Below are 17,862 nucleotides of genomic sequence, written 5' to 3' on the forward strand. Positions count from 1 at the left end.
GTGACGCGTGTGACGCTTCCACAGGGCCTAACGGGTGAGGCCCGCCCCGGGTACCGCGGGCGGGCCGGGTGCCGCTAGCGCTTGTCCGGGGTGCCGCCGAGCTGGATCCCGGCCATCCGCTTCCACTCGTACGGGCCGGTCTCGACCTTCGCGGCGAACTCGCCGTCGAAGTCCTCGTGGACGGTGATCCCGGCCTGCTCGGTGGCCGCCCTGGCCACGTCGTAGGTCGGGGCCACCAGATCGCCCCAGGCGCCGTCGTCACCGACGAGGACGATCCGGGTGCCGCACTGGCCGATGTACGCGAGCTGGCCCTCGGCGCCGCCGTGCCGGCCGGCGAAGGCGGTGATCTGCTTGGCCAGTTTCGCCGTCCGGCGCGCCGCCGACTTCTCCACCGAGGTGGGCCGCTCTGCCTGCTTGGTGTCTGCCATGAGCAGGATGCTACCGACGAGTAGGGAAACTGGCGACGGGCGGGACACGTGGCCTTGACCACGTGTCCCGCCCGTCGCGGGGAGCGGGGCGGTCAGAAGCGGATGAAGGGGTCCACCGCGACCGCCACGAACAGCAGCGAGACGTAGGTGATGGACCAGTGGAACAGCCGCATCTCCTTCAGCTTCGCGCCCGTGACCTCCGCCTTGGCACGGGCCTGGAGACCGTGCGCCTCCCACAGCCACCAGCCGCCGGTGACGGCCGCGACGATCGTGTAGAACCAGCCGGTGTAGCCGAGCGGCTGGAGCAGCAGGGAGACCGCGACCATGACCCAGCTGTACGCCACGATCTGCCGGGCGACCGCCTTGTTGCCCTTGACCACCGGCAGCATCGGCACGCCGACGCGGGCGTAGTCGTCCTTGACCTTCATGGACAGCGGCCAGTAGTGCGGCGGCGTCCAGAAGAAGATGACGAGGAAGAGGATGACCGCCGCCCACGACATCGAGTCGGTCACCGAGGACCAGCCGATGAGGACCGGCAGGCAGCCGGCGATGCCGCCCCAGACGATGTTCTGCGCGGTGCGGCGCTTGAGGATCATCGTGTAGACGACGACGTAGAAGAGCAGCGCGCCGAGCGACAGGGCCGCGGACAGCCAGTTGACCAGCAGTCCGAACCAGAGCGTGGAGATCACCGCGAGCGAGATGCCGAAGACCAGGCACTCGCGCGGACTGACCATTCCGGTGACCAGCGGACGCTGCGACGTGCGGTCCATCAGCGCGTCGATGTCGCGGTCGATGTACATGTTGAGCGCGTTCGCGCCACCGGCGGAGAGATACCCGCCGAGACAGGTGGCCAGCACCAGCCACAGGTCGGGGACACCCTGCTCCGCCAGGAACATCACCGGGACGGTGGTGATCAGCAGGAGTTCGATGATCCTCGGCTTGGTCAGTGCAACAAACGCCTTGACCCGGGCTCCGAACGGCCGATGGCCCCCCGGGCTGGGAGTCGAAGCGACCCCTGCGGGTCGGGACTCGACGGCCGTCACGCACACCCCTGACGATGAATTCCTGAAGCAAGCTCCGGGCGGGAAGGCCCGGTCGCCGGACATGAAGGCCCGGTAAAGACTTGCGCGTACCACGCCACTCTAGACGTTGCCCGTACGTCGCCCTCCGCCGGGGTGGGCTCGTGTTGGGCCGACCGTGCACAACCGGCCGGACGGGGTACTCGGGGAGTAGTGTCCGGATGTATACGGAAATGAGTTCGCCGGGAGGCGAACCCCGTTCGGCGCGCGCACTCTGGTATGTGACGCCTCGTTTTTCCATGGCGTGGACTCGAAATTTTGCGCGTGCGCACGGGGGTAGGCTCGACAGCGCCCGGTGCGGAACAGACACCGGGACCCGAACATTGTGGAGAGGAGCCCTGACCCAGGGTGAGCACCAAGCCGACCACCACAGACCTTGAGTGGACCGAATTGGACCAGCGGGCCGTAGACACCGCCCGCGTCCTGGCCGCGGACGCCGTACAGAAGGTCGGCAACGGCCATCCGGGTACGGCCATGAGCCTCGCGCCGGCCGCGTACACCCTCTTCCAGAAGGTGATGCGGCACGACCCGGCGGACGCCGACTGGACCGGCCGCGACCGTTTCGTGCTGTCCGCGGGCCACTCGTCCCTCACGCTCTACACCCAGCTCTACCTGGCCGGTTTCGGCCTGGAGCTGGACGACCTGAAGTCGTTCCGCACCTGGGGCTCCAAGACCCCGGGCCACCCGGAGTACGGGCACACGGTCGGCGTCGAGACCACCACCGGCCCGCTGGGCCAGGGCGTCGCCAACGCGGTGGGCATGGCGATGGCCGCCCGCTACGAGCGCGGCCTGTTCGACCCGGAGGCCCCGGCCGGCGAGTCGCCGTTCGACCACTTCGTCTACGCGATCGCCGGTGACGGCTGCCTCCAGGAGGGCATCTCCGCCGAGGCGTCCTCGATGGCCGGTCACCAGAAGCTCGGCAACCTGGTCCTGCTGTGGGACGACAACCACATCTCGATCGAGGGCGACACGGAGACCGCGATCTCCGAGGACACGCTGAAGCGGTACGAGGCGTACGGCTGGCACGTCCAGCGGGTGGCCCCGAAGCCGGACGGCGACCTGGACCCCGAGGCGCTGTACGACGCGATCGTCGAGGCGAAGAAGGTCACCGACAAGCCCTCCTTCATCGCGATGCGCTCGATCATCGCCTGGCCCGCCCCGAACGCGCAGAACACCGAGGCCGCGCACGGCTCGGCGCTCGGCGACGACGAGGTGGCGGCCACCAAGCGCGTGCTGGGCTTCGACCCGGAGAAGACCTTCGAGGTCTCCGACGAGGTCATCGCCCACACCCGCAAGGCGCTGGACCGCGGCGCCGAGGCGAAGGCCGAGTGGGAGAAGGGCTTCGCCGCCTGGCGCACCGCCAACCCGGAGCGCGCCGCCGAGTTCGACCGCATCGCCGCCACCGAGCTGCCCGAGGGCTGGGAGGAGAAGCTCCCCGTCTTCGAGACCGGCAAGGGCGTCGCCACGCGCGCCGCCTCCGGCAAGGTGCTCCAGGCGCTGGGCGCGGTCATCCCGGAGCTGTGGGGCGGCTCGGCCGACCTCGCGGGCTCCAACAACACGACGATCGACAAGACCTCGTCGTTCCTCCCCGAGGGCAACCCGCTCCCCGAGGCCAGCCCGTACGGGCGCACCGTGCACTTCGGCATCCGCGAGCACTCGATGGCCGCCGAGATGAACGGCATCGCGCTGCACGGCAACACCCGCATCTACGGCGGCACCTTCCTGGTGTTCTCCGACTACATGCGCAACGCCGTGCGCCTGTCCGCGCTGATGCACCTGCCGGTGACGTACGTGTGGACGCACGACTCGGTCGGCCTCGGCGAGGACGGCCCCACCCACCAGCCGGTGGAGCACCTGGCCTCGCTGCGCGCGATCCCGGGTCTCAACGTCGTCCGCCCGGCGGACGCCAACGAGACCGCGATCGCCTGGCGCGAGATCCTCAAGCGGTACACCAAGGTCTTCGGCAAGGGCGCCCCCACGGGCCTGGTGCTGACCCGCCAGGGCGTGCCGACGTACGAGCGCAACGAGGACGCGGCCCGCGGCGGCTACGTGCTCTTCGAGGCCGAGTCGGCCGACGGCGGGACCGCGGAGCCCCAGGTCGTGCTGATCGGCACCGGCTCCGAGGTCCAGCTCGCCGTCGAGGCGCGCGAGGAGCTCCAGGCCGCGGGCGTTCCGACGCGGGTCGTGTCGATGCCGTCCGTGGAGTGGTTCGAGGAGCAGGACCAGGGGTACCGGGACAGCGTCCTTCCCCCGTCGGTCAAGGCGCGTGTGGCGGTCGAGGCCGGCATCGGTCTCACCTGGCACAAGTACGTCGGCGACGCGGGCCGGATCGTCTCGCTGGAGCACTTCGGCGCCTCGGCGGACGGCAAGGTCCTCTTCAAGGAGTTCGGCTTCACCGGCGAGGCCGTCGCGGCCGCCGCCCGGGAATCGCTCGACGCAGCCCAGCGCTGACCCTCGTACAAACGATCTAGGAGATGCATTTCTCATGACAGACGCACTCAAGCGCCTCTCCGACGAGGGCGTTGCGATCTGGCTCGACGACCTCTCGCGCAAGCGGATCACCTCCGGCAACCTCGCCGAGCTGATCGACCAGCAGCACGTCGTGGGCGTCACCACCAACCCGTCGATCTTCCAGAAGGCGATCTCGCAGGGCGACGGCTACGACGTCCAGCTCACCGACCTCGCGGCCCGCGGGGTGACCGTCGAGGAAGCCATCCGGATGATCACCACGGCGGACGTCCGGGACGCCGCCGACATCCTGCGCCCCGTCTTCGACGCGACGCAGGGCCAGGACGGCCGGGTCTCCATCGAGGTCGACCCGCGTCTGGCGCACAACCTCCGGGCGACGGTCGCCGAGGCCAAGCAGCTCGCCTGGCTGGTGGACCGCCCCAACACGCTCATCAAGATCCCGGCGACGAAGGCCGGCATCCCGGCGATCACCGAGGTCATCGGCCTGGGCATCAGCGTCAACGTCACGCTGATCTTCTCGCTGGAGCGCTACCGCATGGTGATGGACGCCTACCTGGCGGGCCTGGAGAAGGCGAAGGCCGCGGGCCTGGACCTCTCCAAGATCCACTCGGTGGCCTCCTTCTTCGTGTCCCGCGTGGACACCGAGATCGACAAGCGCCTGGACGGCGTCGGCACGGACGAGGCCAAGGCCCTCAAGGGCAAGGCCGCGCTCGCCAACGCACGCCTCGCCTACCAGGCGTACGAGGAGGTCTTCAGCGGCGAGCGCTGGGCGGCCCTCGACAAGGCGCAGGCCAACAAGCAGCGTCCGCTGTGGGCCTCGACCGGCGTCAAGGACCCGTCGTACAAGGACACGCTGTACGTCGACGACCTGGTGGCCCCGGGCACGGTGAACACCATGCCGGAGGCGACCCTGGAGGCCGCGGCCGACCACGGCGAGATCACCGGCAACACCATCGCGGGCACGTACGAGCAGGCCCGCGCCGAGCTCGACGCCGTCGAGAAGCTGGGCATCAAGTACGACGACGTCGTGGAGCTGCTGGAGACCGAGGGGGTCTCCAAGTTCGAGGACGCCTGGAACGACCTGCTCAAGTCGACCGAGGCCGAGCTCAAGCGCCTCGCTCCTTCGGAGGGCTGACCACTTGTCCAGCAGCAATCCGCTGCGTGACGCCCAGGACCGACGGCTCCCGCGCATCGCGGGGCCGTCGGGCCTGGTCATCTTCGGCGTCACGGGCGATTTGTCCCGTAAAAAGTTGATGCCCGCCGTCTACGACCTGGCCAACCGGGGTCTGCTGCCGCCGGGCTTCTCGCTCATCGGCTTCGCCCGGCGCGACTGGGAGAACGAGGACTTCGCGCAGGTCGTGCATGACGCCGTCAAGGAGCACGCGCGCACGGAGTTCCGCGAGGAGGTCTGGCAGCAGCTCATCCAGGGCATGCGCTTCGTCCAGGGCGACTTCGACGACGACAAGGCGTTCGAGACCCTGAAGACGACGATCCAGGAGCTCGACCAGGCGCAGGGCACCGGCGGCAACTTCGCCTTCTACCTCTCCGTGCCCCCGAAGTTCTTCCCGCAGGTCGTCCAGCAGCTCAAGAAGCACGGGCTGGCCGACCAGCAGAAGAACTCCTGGCGGCGCGCCGTCATCGAGAAGCCCTTCGGGCACGACCTGGCCTCCGCACAGGAGCTCAACCGGATCGTCCACGAGGTCTTCCCCCCGAACGAGGTCTTCCGGATCGACCACTACCTGGGGAAGGAGACGGTGCAGAACATCCTGGCGCTGCGGTTCGCCAACCAGATGTTCGAGCCGATCTGGAACCGGTCGTACGTGGACCACGTGCAGATCACCATGGCCGAGGACATCGGCATCGGCGGCCGGGCCGGGTACTACGACGGCATCGGCGCGGCCCGCGACGTCATCCAGAACCACCTCCTCCAGTTGCTCGCGCTGACCGCCATGGAGGAGCCCGCCTCCTTCGAGGCGGACGCGCTGGTCGCGGAGAAGTCCAAGGTGCTGGGCGCGGTCAAGATCCCCAAGGATCTGGGCCGGGACACCGTGCGCGGCCAGTACGCGGCGGGGTGGCAGGGCGGCGCGAAGGCCGTCGGCTACCTCCAGGAGGACGGCATCGACCCCAAGTCGAAGACCGACACCTACGCCGCCGTGAAGCTGGAGATCGACAACCGCCGCTGGGCGGGCGTCCCGTTCTACCTGCGCACCGGCAAGCGCCTCGGCCGCCGCGTGACGGAGATCGCGGTCGTCTTCCAGCGCGCCCCGCACTCCCCCTTCGACCACACCGCCACCGAGGAGCTCGGCCAGAACGCGATCGTCATCCGCGTCCAGCCGGACGAGGGCGTGACCGTGCGCTTCGGCTCCAAAGTGCCCGGCACCTCCATGGAGATCCGGGACGTGTCGATGGACTTCGCGTACGGCGAGTCCTTCACGGAGTCGAGCCCCGAGGCGTACGAGCGCCTGATCCTGGACGTGCTGCTGGGCGACGCCAACCTGTTCCCGCGCCTGGAGGAGGTCGAGCAGTCCTGGCGGATCCTCGACCCGATCGAGGAGTACTGGGACACCCACGGCAAGCCCGCCCAGTACGCGTCCGGCACCTGGGGCCCGGTCGAGGCGGACGAAATGCTCGCACGAGACGGACGGAGCTGGCGCCGGCCATGAAAATCGACCTGACGGACACCACGTCCAGCAAAGTCAACAAGGCACTCGTGCAGGCGCGGCGGGCCATCGGGACCCCCGCCGTCGGCATGGTGCTCACCCTCGTCATCGTCACCGACGAGGAGAACGCGTACGACGCCCTGAAGGCGGCCAACGACGCCTCGCGCGAGCACCCCTCGCGCAAGCTGGTCGTCGTCAAGCGTCCCTCCCGCTCGCCGCGCGACCGCGCGAAGGCGCGGCTGGACGCGGAGGTGCGGGTCGGCGCGGCCGCGGGCACCGGTGAGACGGTGGTCCTGCGGCTGTACGGCGAGGTCATCAACCACGCCCAGTCGGTGGTCCTGCCGCTGCTGCTGCCGGACGCCCCCACCGTCGTCTGGTGGCCGGTGAACGGTCCTGTGGACCCGGCGAAGGACCCGCTGGGGTCGCTGGGCCAGCGCCGCGTGACCGACACCTACGCCGCCGAGCAGCCGATCCACGAGCTAACGGCACGCAGCGAGAACTACACGCCGGGCGACACGGACCTGTCCTGGGCCCGCATCACCCCGTGGCGCTCGATGCTGGCCGCCGCGCTCGACCAGTTGCCCACCAGGGTCACCGCGGTCGAGGTGGAGGGCGAGGAGTTCAACCCGAGCTGCGAGCTGCTGGCGATGTGGCTGGCCGACCGGCTCGCCGTGCCGGTCAAGCGCACGCTCTCCCCCGGCCCCGGCCTGACCGCCGTGCGGATGGAGACCGAGGACGGCCCGATCGTCCTGGACCGTGCCGACGGCTCCCTGGCCACCCTGTGCATGAGCGGGCAGCCGGACCGCGCGGTGGCCCTCAAGCGCCGCGAGACCGCGGAGCTGCTGGCCGAGGAACTGCGCCGGCTCGACCCGGACGACACGTACGCCTCCGCGCTGAAGTTCGGCGTGGACCGGCTGGGCGCGGTCGTGGACAAGGAGCAGGCGGAAGCCTCCGCGACCGGCGGGACCGCCGCCGCGAAGGGCTCCGAGGACAAGCCCGCCCCGGCGAAGAAGGCGGCTCCCGCGAAGAAGGCGGCCGCCAAGTGATGAGCAGCGCGCCGCAGTTGGTGGTGCACCGGGACAAGGAGCTGATGGCGCAGGCCGCGGCGGCCCGGCTCATCACGAAGGTCGTCGACGCGCAGGCCGCCCGCGGCTCGGCGTCGGTGGTCCTCACCGGCGGCCGCAACGGCAACGGTCTGCTGGCGGCGCTGGCCTCCTCCCCGGCCCGGGACGCGATCGACTGGTCGCGCCTGGACCTGTGGTGGGGCGACGAGCGCTACGTCCCCGCCGACGACCCCGAGCGGAACTACACGCAGGCCCGCGAGGCGCTGCTGGACGCGGTCCCGCTGGACCCGGCCAGGGTGCACGCCATGCCGGCCTCGGACGCGGGGTACGAGGGCGCGGACTCGGCGGCGGAGGCGTACGCGGCGGAACTGGCCGCGGCGGCGCGTCCCGAGGACCACGGCCGGGTCCCCGCCTTCGACGTGCTCATGCTGGGCGTCGGCCCGGACACCCATGTCGCCTCGCTCTTCCCGGAGCACCCGGCGGTGCGCGAGACCGAGCGGACGGTGGTGGGCGTCCACGGCGCCCCCAAGCCCCCGCCCACCCGCATCTCGCTCACCCTCCCGGCGATCCGGGCGGCCCGCGAGGTGTGGCTGCTCGCGGCGGGCGAGGACAAGGCGAAGGCGGCGGCGATCGCCCTCTCCGGCCCCGGCGAGATCCAGGCCCCGGCCTCCGGCGCGTACGGCCGGGCCCGCACGCTCTGGCTGCTGGACCAGTCGGCGGCCTCGGAACTCCCGAGGTCCCTGTACCCCCCGGCGTCGGCCTGACCTTCGCCCCGCGCACCGCGGCCCGGCGCTTCCCCCCACGAGGGGGACGGCCGGGCCGCGGTGCGTCGCGCAGGGGGTTACGGCGGGCTGTCCGGTTCTCGTTCCAGGAACGGCCCCAGCAGTCCCGCCACCGCCTCCGCCGCGAACTCCAGGCCCTCCGTCTGCCCCGCGTCGTACGCGGAGTAGGCGCCGGACCCGGCGGCGGTCGTCGCCGTCACGGTGACCAGCCCGGCCCGGCGCTGGAACACCGACTGCTTCACGGTGAAGCCGATCACCCCGTCCCGCCGCAGCGCCACCGTGGCCCTGCGCATCGAGCCCGAGCGCACCACCAGGTACTTCCCGGTCAGTCCGTGCCCCAGCGAGCGGTAGGCGTCCACCGCGAGCAGGGCCGCCACCGGCAGCAGCACGGCGGCGAGTCCCACCCCCACCCACACCAGCACCCGGGTGAGCAGCACGCCCAGCACGACCAGTACCAGGGCCGCGCCGGCCACCGAGCCCAGCGCCCACCGCAGCCGGCGTCCCCGCGCCGCCACCGGGTGAGCGCGCAGCCGTACCGCGGAGGTCGGGGAGACGGGCTCGCGCAGCACCCGTGCCGCCACCGTGTCGGCGAACTCCCGTGGCGCGGCCGGGAGGAGGGTCTTGCGGTCCGTCTTCTGGTCGGTCTCGGTCTCGGCGAGGCCCGTCGCCACCGCGTCCACGCGGGCCGCCCCGGCCAGCCGGACGCCGAGCGGCTCCAGCACCTCCACGCCCCGCAGCCGCCGCTCCTCCAGGGAGATCGACCGGGAGGTGAACAGGCCCCGCTGCACCCGCAGCGTCCCGCCCGGCTCGCGGTCGAGACGGTAGCCCCACCACATCTCGACGAACAGGCCGAGCGCGCCGACCGCCCCCGCGAGCAGCAGCGCCACGGCCAGCGTGAGGATCATCCAGAGCACGGCGACCCCGTCGAACAGGCCGCCGACCCACTGGATGACCTCCGTCTGGAGCCCGAACCACTCGCTGCCCTGCATCACGGCGCCCCCCGCGCCGAGGCCGAGCAGCGGCGCGGTGAAGGACACGGGCGCGTACCTGATCCAGCGCGGGTCCAGGGCGGCGAGCCTGCCGTCGACGTTCTCGCCCCCGTCCTGGAGGGCGGCCCGCTCCAGCAGTTCGCGGCGCAGCCGGTCGCCCTCCTGCCGGGTGACGGGGGTGATCTCCAGGATGGAGTCCGCTCCCCCGGCGCTGTGCTCCCCGGTGCCGATGCGCACCTTGACCAGGCCGAGGAGGCGCAGCAGCGGATGGGCGGTCAGGTCGACGGTGCGGATGCGCTCCCGGCGCAGGGAGCGGCGCTTCACCAGCAGCAGCCCGGTGTGCAGTTCGGCCCGCTCGGGGCCGATCCGGTAGCGGGTGTGCCGCCACCGGAGGTACTCCAGGGCGGCGCTGCCGAGGACGAACAGCGCGGCTCCGCCCAGCACCCAGGCGAGCGCCGTGACCGCCCCGAAGGGGACGACGAGGGCGACGAAGGCGGGCACTCCGCCGCTGACGGCGATGCCGCCCATGAGGAGCGAGGCGACGAGCACCGTGCGCCGGTCGAGCCGCTGCCACGCCGCGTCGACGGGTGCGTCCTGGGCCGGAGCGTCGGCGGCGGGGGCGGCGTCCGCCCCGTCCGCCGGTGTCCCGCTCATGTGGCGTCCCCGGGGGTCGCCCCGGTGATCCGCGTGAGCTGCTCGGCGAGTTCGGCGGCGGCCTCGTGGTCGAGACCCTCGATCTTGACCGCGCCCTTGGCGGACCCGGTGGTGACGACGACGGTGGACAGCCCGAAGGCCTGTTGCAGCGGGCCGCGCACGGTGTCCACGGTCTGGATCCGCGACATCGGCGCCACCCGCCACTCCTGCCAGAAGTACCCGGTGTGGGTGTAGACCGCGGAGTCGGTGACCTCCCAGCGGTGCACCCGGTACCACCACCCGGGCAGGAACAGGGCGGCGAGCAGCCCGGGCACGGCGATCAGCACCGCGGGGAGGAACAGCCAGAACCTGGCCGGCTCGATCAGCACTCCCAGGAGCACGAGGACGAGGACCGGCGGGAGCACGAGCAGCAGCCACTGCACCCGCCACCAGGGGACGACCCTGCGGTCGAACCTGTTGCGCGGCGGTCTCAGCCGTACCGCTCCCGTGCCCGTTCCGGTCCCCGACACCGTCACCCCTCCCCCGTGGCCCTCACCCGTCAGCCGGTCGGCCTCATCGGCCGCGCAAGGTACGGTACTTGCCCACCAGAGCGGCGGTCGAACTGTCGAGCGCCTCGCCCCGCTCCGCTCCGGTCAGCACCGGTTCGATCTTCTTCGCCAGGACCTTGCCCAGCTCGACGCCCCACTGGTCGAAGGAGTCGATGTTCCAGATCGCGCCCTGGACGAACACCTTGTGCTCGTAGAGGGCGATCAACTGGCCCAGCACGGACGGCGTCAGCTCGTCGGCGAGGATGGTGGTCGTCGGGTGGTTGCCGCGGAAGGTCTTGTGCGGCACCAGTTCCTCGGCGACGCCCTCGGCCCGCACCTCGTCCGGCGTCTTGCCGAAGGCCAGCGCCTGCGTCTGGGCGAAGAAGTTCGCCATCAGCAGGTCGTGCTGGGCCGCCAGGCCGGGCGTCAGGTCCCGGACCGGGCGGGCGAAGCCGATGAAGTCGGCCGGGACGACCTTGGTGCCCTGGTGCAGCAACTGGTAGTACGCGTGCTGCCCGTTGGTGCCCGGGGTGCCCCAGACGACCGGTCCGGTCTGCCAGTCGACGGGGACGCCGTCGCGGTCCACGGACTTGCCGTTGGACTCCATGTCGAGCTGCTGGAGGTAGGCGGTGAACTTCGACAGGTAGTGGCTGTACGGCAGGACCGCGTGCGCCTGTGCGTCGAAGAAGGCCCCGTACCAGACGCCCAGCAGGCCCAGCAGCAGCGGCGCGTTCTCCTCGGCCGGCGCGGTGCGGAAGTGCTCGTCGACCTGGTGGAAGCCGTCGAGCATCTCCCGGAAGCGGTCCGGGCCGATGGCGATCATCAGCGAGAGGCCGATGGCCGAGTCGTAGGAGTAGCGTCCGCCGACCCAGTCCCAGAACTCGAACATGTTGGCCGTGTCGATGCCGAAGTCGGCGACCTTCTCGGCGTTCGTGGACAGCGCCACGAAGTGCCGGGCGACGGCGGACTCGTCACCGCCGAGCTGCCCCAGCAGCCAGTCGCGGGCGGAGGTGGCGTTGGTGATGGTCTCGATCGTCGTGAAGGTCTTGGAGGCGACGATGAAGAGGGTCTCCTCGGCGTCCAGGCCGCGGATCGCCTCGTGCAGGTCGGCGCCGTCCACGTTGGACACGAAGCGGAAGTCCAGCTCGCGGTCGCTGAAGGAGCGCAGCACCTCGTACGCCATGGCCGGACCGAGGTCGGAGCCGCCGATGCCGATGTTGACGACCGTCCTGATGCGCCTGCCGGTGTGACCGGTCCACTCCCCCGAGCGGACCTTGTCGGAGAAGGCGGCCATCTTGTCGAGGACGGCGTGCACGGCCGGGACGACGTTCTCGCCGTCGACCTCGATCACCGCGTCGCGCGGGGCGCGCAGTGCGGTGTGCAGGACCGCGCGGTCCTCGGTGGTGTTGATCTTCTCGCCGCGGAACATGGCGTCCCGCAGCTCGGCCACGCCGGTGGCCCGGGCCAGCTCGCGCAGCAGGCCCAGGGTCTCGTCGGTGACCAGGTGCTTGGAGTAGTCGAGGTGGAGGTCGCCGACCTGGAGGGTGCAGCCCGTGCCGCGGGCCGGGTCGGCGGCGAACAGGTCGCGCAGGTGGGTGTCGCCCAACTGCTCCCGGTGCTTGCCCAGGGCCGTCCACTCGGGGAGCTGGTTCAGCCTGGTACGGCCGTTCTTCGAATCCATCGCGTTCATCTCGGACATCAGCCCACTTCTACTCGTATCCGCCTGCATCCCCCGCTGCTTCCCCAACCTAATTGATCAGGGGTACGAGTGCGGCAACGGCGGACGCCATCAGGGCCGCCGCCAGCAGCGCCGGCGCGTTCAGCCCCCACCCGGCCGCCGCGACCCCCGCCAGGAGCGCCCCGAGCGGGGCCCCGGCGACGGCGAGCGTGCGGAAGGCGGAGCTGACCCTGCCCAGCATCTCCGCCGGGCTGCGCTCCTGCACCAGGGTCGTCTGGTTGGCGTTCCACACGATGCCCATCAGCCCGAACACCGCCATCGCGGCCACCGCCGCCCACAGCTCCCGGACCGTCCCCAGCACGACGAGCGCGGCGGTCTGCGCCAGTCCGGCCAGGAACACGCTGCGTATGCGGCCGAACCGGGCGGCGAGCCGTCCGGCCACCGCCCCGCCGGCCACGCCGCCCACTCCGTACGTGGTGATCGCCGCCGCGAATCCCGCCTGCCCGGCGTCCAGCCAGCCGGTGATGTGCAGCACCAGGGTGGCGACGAGCCCGCCGACGCCGATGTTGCACAGGGTGGTGGCCGTGCACAGCCCGCGCAGGCGCCGGTCCGCCCACAGCACCTTCAGCCCGGCCGCGATGTCCCCGCGCAGGGTGCTGCCCGCCGGGCGCGGTGCCCGCGCGGGTGCCGGAACCCGCAGCGAGGCGATCAGCGCGGCGGCGAGGGCATAGGTGAGCGCGTCGGCCGCGTACGGCACCGAGGACCCCACGACCAGCAGCAGCGGCACCAGCGGGGCCGCCAGGAAGGTCCCCGCCACCTGCTGCCCGGTCATCAGCCGGGCGTTCGCCGAGCCCAGGGCGTGCGCGGGGACGAGCGAGGGCAGCAGGGCGGTCGCCGCGTTGTCGAACAGGGTCTGGAGCGTGGTCAGCGCGAAGGCCACCCCGATCAGCAGGGCGATCGAGGCCTGTCCCAGGGCGACCGCCACCGCGAAGGCAGCCATCAGCAGTCCCCGCGCGAGGTCCACGGCCCACATCGCCCGCCGCTGGTCGACCCGGTCGGCGACCGCCCCGCCGAGCAGCCCGAACAGCAGCCACGGCAGGAACCCGCCCGCGCTCACCAGCGCCACCAGCACCGGGTCCTCGGTCAGCGTGGCCGCGAGCAGCGGCATCGCGGCCGTACGCAGGGAGTCGCCGAACTTGGACACGACGGCGGCCGACCACAGCCGCCCGAATCCACCGCGCCACGCGGGCGCCCGCCCCTCCACCGCCTGCACCGCTGCCACAACCACCACCCCCGCCGGCCGAGCCGTTCAGATCGTGGAAAGACCGTAAGGGGTACCACTGACAATCGGCCTGACCGGCGGAAACAGCCACCGTGCCGGCGCAGGCAGCGGGGGCCGGACACCCCCAGGTGTCCGGCCCCCGCTCAATTCCTAGATCTCGCCCCGCAGTTTGGCGAGCGCCTCGGCGAGGATCGCCTCGCCGTCCGCGTCGCTGCGCCGCTCCCGCACGTAGGCGAGATGTGTCTTGTACGGTTCCGTGCGCGGCGGAGCCGGGGGGTTGTCCCGGTCCTGACCGGCCGGGAACCCGCAGCGCGGGCAGTCCCAGGTGTCGGGGACAGCTGCGTCGCTGGCGAAGCTGGGCTGTGTCTCGTGCCCGTTGGAGCACCAGAAGGAGATGCGCAGGCGGGGCGCGGACTCGCCGCGCTCGGCCTCGCCCATCGGCCCCGCTCCGACCCGGCTTCCCCGGATCGCGTTGCCACTTGCCACGGTCGTAACTCCCTGCGTGATGGTGCTGCGAGGCTGCGTCCTACTGCCCCGCGGCGGGCGCCCACTCTGGAATAAGGCCCAACGCGCGTCCAGTGACGGGAGTTACACCCCGACGCCGGGACGCCTGCCCATGATAGGCCGCGATCCCGGCATCGGACCGGTCGTACCGGACGATGTGCGTCAGCCGTCGAGCTTCATCAGCAGCGCGAGCGCCACGATGAGGCCGAACCAGATCAGGCCGACGACGACGGTGATCCGGTCGAGGTTGCGCTCGGCGACCGAGGACCCTCCGACGGACGACTGCATGCCACCGCCGAACATGTCGGAGAGGCCGCCGCCCTTCCCCTTGTGCATCAGAACCAGCAGCATCAGCAGCAGGCTGAATACGATCAGGGCGATCGAGAACCCCATAACCACGGCTGGACCAACTTCCTCGGATCAAGTCTCGGGACAGACAAAGACGACGGGGGCCGGTGGCGAGCCACCGGCCCCCGTCAGAGTACGACGGATCGGCCCTAGGGCCTACTCACTGCCGGTACTACCGGTGACCGCCGTGACCTGGCACGCGCCCGGCCGGCACCGGTGCGACTACTGGTCGCGGTAGCGCACGATCTTGACGAACTCGTCGACGTCCAGCGCCGCGCCGCCGATCAGCGCGCCGTCGACGTCGGGCTTCGCCATGATCGCGGCGACGTTCCCGGACTTGACGGAGCCGCCGTACTGGATGCGGACCTTGTCGGCCAGCTCCTGCGAGTACAGCTCGGCGAGCCGGCCGCGGATCGCGCCGCAGACCTCCTGCGCGTCCTCGGGCGTGGCGACCTCGCCGGTGCCGATCGCCCACACGGGCTCGTACGCGACGACGACGGACTCGGCCTGCTCGGCCGGGACGTCCTTCAGGCCGCCGTCGACCTGGGCGAGCGTGTGCTCGACCTGCCGGCCGGCCTTGCGGACGTCCAGGCCCTCGCCGACGCACATGATCGGGGTCAGGCCGTGCTTGAACGCGGCCTTGACCTTGGCGTTGACGACCTCGTCGGTCTCGTTGTGGTACTGGCGGCGCTCGGAGTGGCCGACGGCCACGTAGGAGCACTTGAACTTCGCCAGCATCGCACCGGAGATCTCGCCGGTGTACGCGCCGGAGTCGTGCGCCGAGAGGTCCTGGGCGCCGTACTTGATCTTCAGCTTGTCGCCGTCGACCAGGGTCTGCACCGAACGCAGGTCGGTGAAGGGCGGCAGGACCGCGACCTCCACGTCGTCGTAGTCCTTGTCGGTCAGCGCGAAGGCGAGCTTCTGGACGTGGGCGATGGCCTCGAGGTGGTTGAGGTTCATCTTCCAGTTGCCCGCCATCAGCGGGGTGCGGGTGGTGCTCATCTCAGGATCAGTCCTCCAGTGCGGCAAGGCCGGGCAGGGTCTTGCCTTCCAGGTATTCCAGGCTGGCGCCGCCGCCGGTCGAGATGTGGCCGAACGCGTTCTCGTCGAAGCCGAGGATGCGGACGGCCGCGGCGGAGTCGCCGCCGCCGACGACCGTGAAGGCGCTGCTGTCGAGCAGGCCCTGCGCGACGGCGGCGGTGCCGCCGGCGTAGTCGGGGTGCTCGAAGACGCCCATGGGGCCGTTCCAGAAGACCGTGGCGGCGTCCGCCAGCTTGGCAGCGTACAGCTCGCGGGTCCTGGGCCCGATGTCCAGGCCCTCCTGGTCGGCCGGGATGGCGTCGGCGGCGACGGTGGCCGGGTTGGCCGGAGCCTTGGTCTTCAGGTCCGGGAAGTCCGCGGAGACCAGCACGTCGACCGGCAGGACGAACTCGACGCCCTTGTTCTCGGCCCGCTCCAGGTACTCCAGGACGACCGGGATCTGGTCCTCCTGCAGGAGCGAGATGCCGACCTCGTGGCCCTGGGCCTTGAGGAAGGTGTACGCCATGCCGCCGCCGACCAGGATGCGGTCGGCCTTCTCCAGGAGGTGATCGATCACGCCGAGCTTGTCGGAGACCTTGGCGCCGCCGAGGACCACGACGTAGGGGCGCTTGACGTCCTCGGTGAGCTTCTTCAGCACGCCGACCTCGGTGGCGATGAGGTCGCCGGCCGCGTGCGGCAGGCGGGCCGGGAGGTCGAAGACCGACGCGTGCTTGCGGTGCACCGCGCCGAAGCCGTCGCCGACGTACAGGTCGGCGAGGGAGGCGAGCTCATCGGCGAAGGCGCCGCGCTCGGCGTCGTCCTTGGCCGTCTCACCGGCGTTGAAGCGCAGGTTCTCGATGACCGCGACCTTGCCGTCGGCCAGGGCCTCGACCGTGGCGCGGGCGGATTCGCCGACCGTGTCGGTGGCGAAGGCGACCTCGGCTTCGAGGATCTCGCCGAGCCGCTTGGCGGCCGGGGCCAGGGAGAACGCCGGGTCCGGGGAGCCCTTGGGGCGGCCCAGGTGCGAGGCGACGATCACCCGGGCGCCCGCGGCGGCGAGCTTGGCGATCGTGGGGGCGACGGCGCGGATGCGGCCGTCGTCGGTGATCGTGGTGCCGTCGAGCGGCACGTTGAGGTCGGCGCGGACGAAGACCCGCTTGCCCGCGACCCCGTCGGCGATGAGTTCGTCGATCGTCTTCATGAAGTACGGCTCCTCAGAAGGGCTGGACAGGCCACAGGGCCCGTACAGCGCCGCGTTGCGCTGCCCGAGCCCTGTCGCTCACATCGAGATGATCTCAGTACTGCGTGGTCAGAGCTGACCGCCGACGAAGACGGTCAGGTCGACCAGACGGTTCGAGTAGCCCCACTCGTTGTCGTACCAGCCGAGGATCTTCACCGTCTTGTCCTCCTGGACCATCGTCAGGGAGGAGTCGAAGGTGCAGGACGACGGGTCGCCGACGATGTCGGAGGACACGATCGGGTCCTCGGTGTACGTGAGGTAGCCCTTGAGGTCGCCGTCGGTGGCGGCCTTCTTGAACGCGGCGTTGACCTCGTCCTTGGTGACCTCGCGGCCGAGCTCCACGACCAGGTCGGTGACCGAGCCGGTGGGCACGGGCACGCGGATCGCCATGCCGTCCAGCTTGCCCTTGAGCTGCGGGAGGACCAGGGCGGTGGCCTTGGCGGCACCGGTCGTGGTCGGGATGATGTTCTCGGCGGCGGCGCGGGCGCGGCGCAGGTCCGAGTGCGGGAAGTCCAGGATGCGCTGGTCGTTGGTGTACGCGTGGACCGTCGTCATCAGGCCCTTGACCAGGCCGAAGTTCTCGTCGAGAACCTTGGCCATCGGCGCCACGCAGTTGGTGGTGCAGGAGGCGTTGGAGATGACGTGGTGGTTGGCCGCGTCGTACTTGTCCTGGTTGACGCCCATCACGATGGTGATGTCCTCGTCCTTGGCCGGGGCCGAGATGAGGACCTTCTTCGCGCCGCCCGCGATGTGCTTCTCGGCGTCGGCCTTCTTGGTGAAGATGCCGGTCGACTCGATCACGATGTCGACGCCCAGCGTGCCCCACGGGATGTCGGCGGGGTTGCGCTCGGACAGCACCTTGATGGTGTGGCCGTCGACGGTGATGGTGTCCTCGGTGTGCGACACCTCGGCCTTGAGGCGGCCCAGGATGGTGTCGTACTTCAGAAGGTGCGCGGTGGTCGCGGTGTCACCCAGGTCGTTGACAGCCACGACCTCGATGTCGGCGCCCTGCTCCAGCAGCGCCCGGAAGTAGTTGCGCCCGATGCGGCCGAAGCCGTTGATTCCTACGCGGATCGTCACGAACCGATCTCCTCGTTGGTACGCCGGGGTTTCGACGCCTCGGCGAGCTTGTATGGGA

The 17,862-nt window shown here is 70.9% G+C and carries 16 protein-coding genes; 5 read left to right on the forward strand and 11 right to left on the reverse strand.

Annotated elements, in window-relative coordinates; translation table 11 throughout:
* Positions 1–74: 74 nt before the first annotated feature.
* Entirely contained in the window at positions 75–428 is a 354-nt protein-coding gene (locus ACZ56L_RS17280; protein WP_345224135.1) for a hypothetical protein, read from the reverse strand.
* A 92-nt stretch (positions 429–520) separates the two neighbouring features.
* Entirely contained in the window at positions 521–1,471 is a 951-nt protein-coding gene (locus tag ACZ56L_RS17285; RefSeq protein ID WP_345224133.1) for a heme o synthase, read from the reverse strand.
* Between the two features lie 384 nt (positions 1,472–1,855).
* On the opposite strand from ACZ56L_RS17285, the gene tkt reads away from it, so the two are divergent.
* The 5 genes from tkt to pgl are packed head-to-tail and all read left to right on the forward strand — an operon-like array spanning position 1,856 to position 8,464.
* Positions 1,856–3,958, forward strand: a complete 2,103-nt coding sequence (gene tkt / locus ACZ56L_RS17290; protein WP_401757774.1) for a transketolase — start codon at positions 1,856–1,858, stop codon at positions 3,956–3,958.
* A 34-nt stretch (positions 3,959–3,992) separates the two neighbouring features.
* The gene (gene tal / locus ACZ56L_RS17295) at positions 3,993–5,111 is read left to right on the forward strand and encodes a transaldolase (RefSeq protein WP_345224129.1); all 1,119 of its coding nucleotides are present in this window, start codon (positions 3,993–3,995) and stop codon (positions 5,109–5,111) included.
* A 4-nt stretch (positions 5,112–5,115) separates the two neighbouring features.
* A complete protein-coding gene (gene zwf / locus ACZ56L_RS17300) occupies positions 5,116–6,639 on the forward strand; it encodes a glucose-6-phosphate dehydrogenase (protein WP_345224127.1) in 1,524 nt (507 codons plus the stop codon).
* Positions 6,636–7,682: a glucose-6-phosphate dehydrogenase assembly protein OpcA gene (gene opcA / locus ACZ56L_RS17305; protein WP_345224125.1), complete on the forward strand. Its 1,047-nt coding sequence runs from the start codon at positions 6,636–6,638 to the stop codon at positions 7,680–7,682. Before zwf ends, opcA begins: the two co-directional genes overlap by 4 nt.
* Complete coding sequence (gene pgl, locus ACZ56L_RS17310) at positions 7,682–8,464, forward strand: 6-phosphogluconolactonase (protein ID WP_471064815.1); 783 nt, start codon at positions 7,682–7,684, stop codon at positions 8,462–8,464. The genes opcA and pgl overlap by 1 nt, the downstream gene beginning before the upstream one ends.
* A 77-nt stretch (positions 8,465–8,541) precedes the next feature.
* Here the strand turns inward: pgl and ACZ56L_RS17315 are convergent, their stop codons facing one another.
* From ACZ56L_RS17315 to gap, 9 genes are all read right to left on the reverse strand, one after another.
* On the reverse strand, positions 8,542–10,125 hold the full coding sequence (locus ACZ56L_RS17315) for a PH domain-containing protein (protein WP_471064817.1): 1,584 nt from the start codon (positions 10,123–10,125) through the stop codon (positions 8,542–8,544).
* Positions 10,122–10,634 (reverse strand): PH domain-containing protein, encoded by a 513-nt coding sequence (locus ACZ56L_RS17320; protein ID WP_345224117.1) that lies wholly within the window; start codon positions 10,632–10,634, stop codon positions 10,122–10,124. The genes ACZ56L_RS17315 and ACZ56L_RS17320 overlap by 4 nt, the downstream gene beginning before the upstream one ends.
* Positions 10,635–10,677: 43 nt before the next feature.
* Positions 10,678–12,351 (reverse strand): glucose-6-phosphate isomerase, encoded by a 1,674-nt coding sequence (gene pgi, locus ACZ56L_RS17325; RefSeq protein WP_380836915.1) that lies wholly within the window; start codon positions 12,349–12,351, stop codon positions 10,678–10,680.
* A gap of 49 nt (positions 12,352–12,400) precedes the next feature.
* On the reverse strand, positions 12,401–13,612 hold the full coding sequence (locus ACZ56L_RS17330; RefSeq protein WP_471064820.1) for an MFS transporter: 1,212 nt from the start codon (positions 13,610–13,612) through the stop codon (positions 12,401–12,403).
* Between the two features lie 150 nt (positions 13,613–13,762).
* Positions 13,763–14,098 (reverse strand): RNA polymerase-binding protein RbpA, encoded by a 336-nt coding sequence (locus ACZ56L_RS17335; RefSeq protein WP_380836918.1) that lies wholly within the window; start codon positions 14,096–14,098, stop codon positions 13,763–13,765.
* Positions 14,099–14,278: 180 nt separating this feature from the next.
* Positions 14,279–14,509, reverse strand: a complete 231-nt coding sequence (gene secG / locus ACZ56L_RS17340; RefSeq protein ID WP_345224113.1) for a preprotein translocase subunit SecG — start codon at positions 14,507–14,509, stop codon at positions 14,279–14,281.
* A gap of 177 nt (positions 14,510–14,686) precedes the next feature.
* A complete protein-coding gene (tpiA, locus tag ACZ56L_RS17345) occupies positions 14,687–15,466 on the reverse strand; it encodes a triose-phosphate isomerase (protein ID WP_345224111.1) in 780 nt (259 codons plus the stop codon).
* A gap of 7 nt (positions 15,467–15,473) precedes the next feature.
* On the reverse strand, positions 15,474–16,685 hold the full coding sequence (locus ACZ56L_RS17350; RefSeq protein ID WP_345224109.1) for a phosphoglycerate kinase: 1,212 nt from the start codon (positions 16,683–16,685) through the stop codon (positions 15,474–15,476).
* Positions 16,686–16,793: 108 nt separating this feature from the next.
* Positions 16,794–17,804 (reverse strand): type I glyceraldehyde-3-phosphate dehydrogenase, encoded by a 1,011-nt coding sequence (gene gap / locus ACZ56L_RS17355; protein WP_345224105.1) that lies wholly within the window; start codon positions 17,802–17,804, stop codon positions 16,794–16,796.
* Positions 17,805–17,862: the final 58 nt, after the last annotated feature.

The organism is Streptomyces sp. NPDC039736, from assembly GCF_055596485.1.

Bases quoted from the DNA above. Each gene is read 5' to 3' on its own strand.
- ACZ56L_RS17280 (WP_345224135.1), bottom strand. From the start codon at position 428: ATGGCAGACACCAAGCAGGCAGAGCGGCCCACCTCGGTGGAGAAGTCG.
- tal (WP_345224129.1), top strand. From the start codon at position 3,993: ATGACAGACGCACTCAAGCGCCTCTCCGACGAGGGCGTTGCGATCTGG.
- opcA (WP_345224125.1), top strand. From the start codon at position 6,636: ATGAAAATCGACCTGACGGACACCACGTCCAGCAAAGTCAACAAGGCA.
- pgl (WP_471064815.1), top strand. From the start codon at position 7,682: ATGAGCAGCGCGCCGCAGTTGGTGGTGCACCGGGACAAGGAGCTGATG.
- ACZ56L_RS17315 (WP_471064817.1), bottom strand. From the start codon at position 10,125: ATGAGCGGGACACCGGCGGACGGGGCGGACGCCGCCCCCGCCGCCGAC.
- pgi (WP_380836915.1), bottom strand. From the start codon at position 12,351: ATGTCCGAGATGAACGCGATGGATTCGAAGAACGGCCGTACCAGGCTG.
- secG (WP_345224113.1), bottom strand. From the start codon at position 14,509: ATGGGGTTCTCGATCGCCCTGATCGTATTCAGCCTGCTGCTGATGCTG.
- tpiA (WP_345224111.1), bottom strand. From the start codon at position 15,466: ATGAGCACCACCCGCACCCCGCTGATGGCGGGCAACTGGAAGATGAAC.
- ACZ56L_RS17350 (WP_345224109.1), bottom strand. From the start codon at position 16,685: ATGAAGACGATCGACGAACTCATCGCCGACGGGGTCGCGGGCAAGCGG.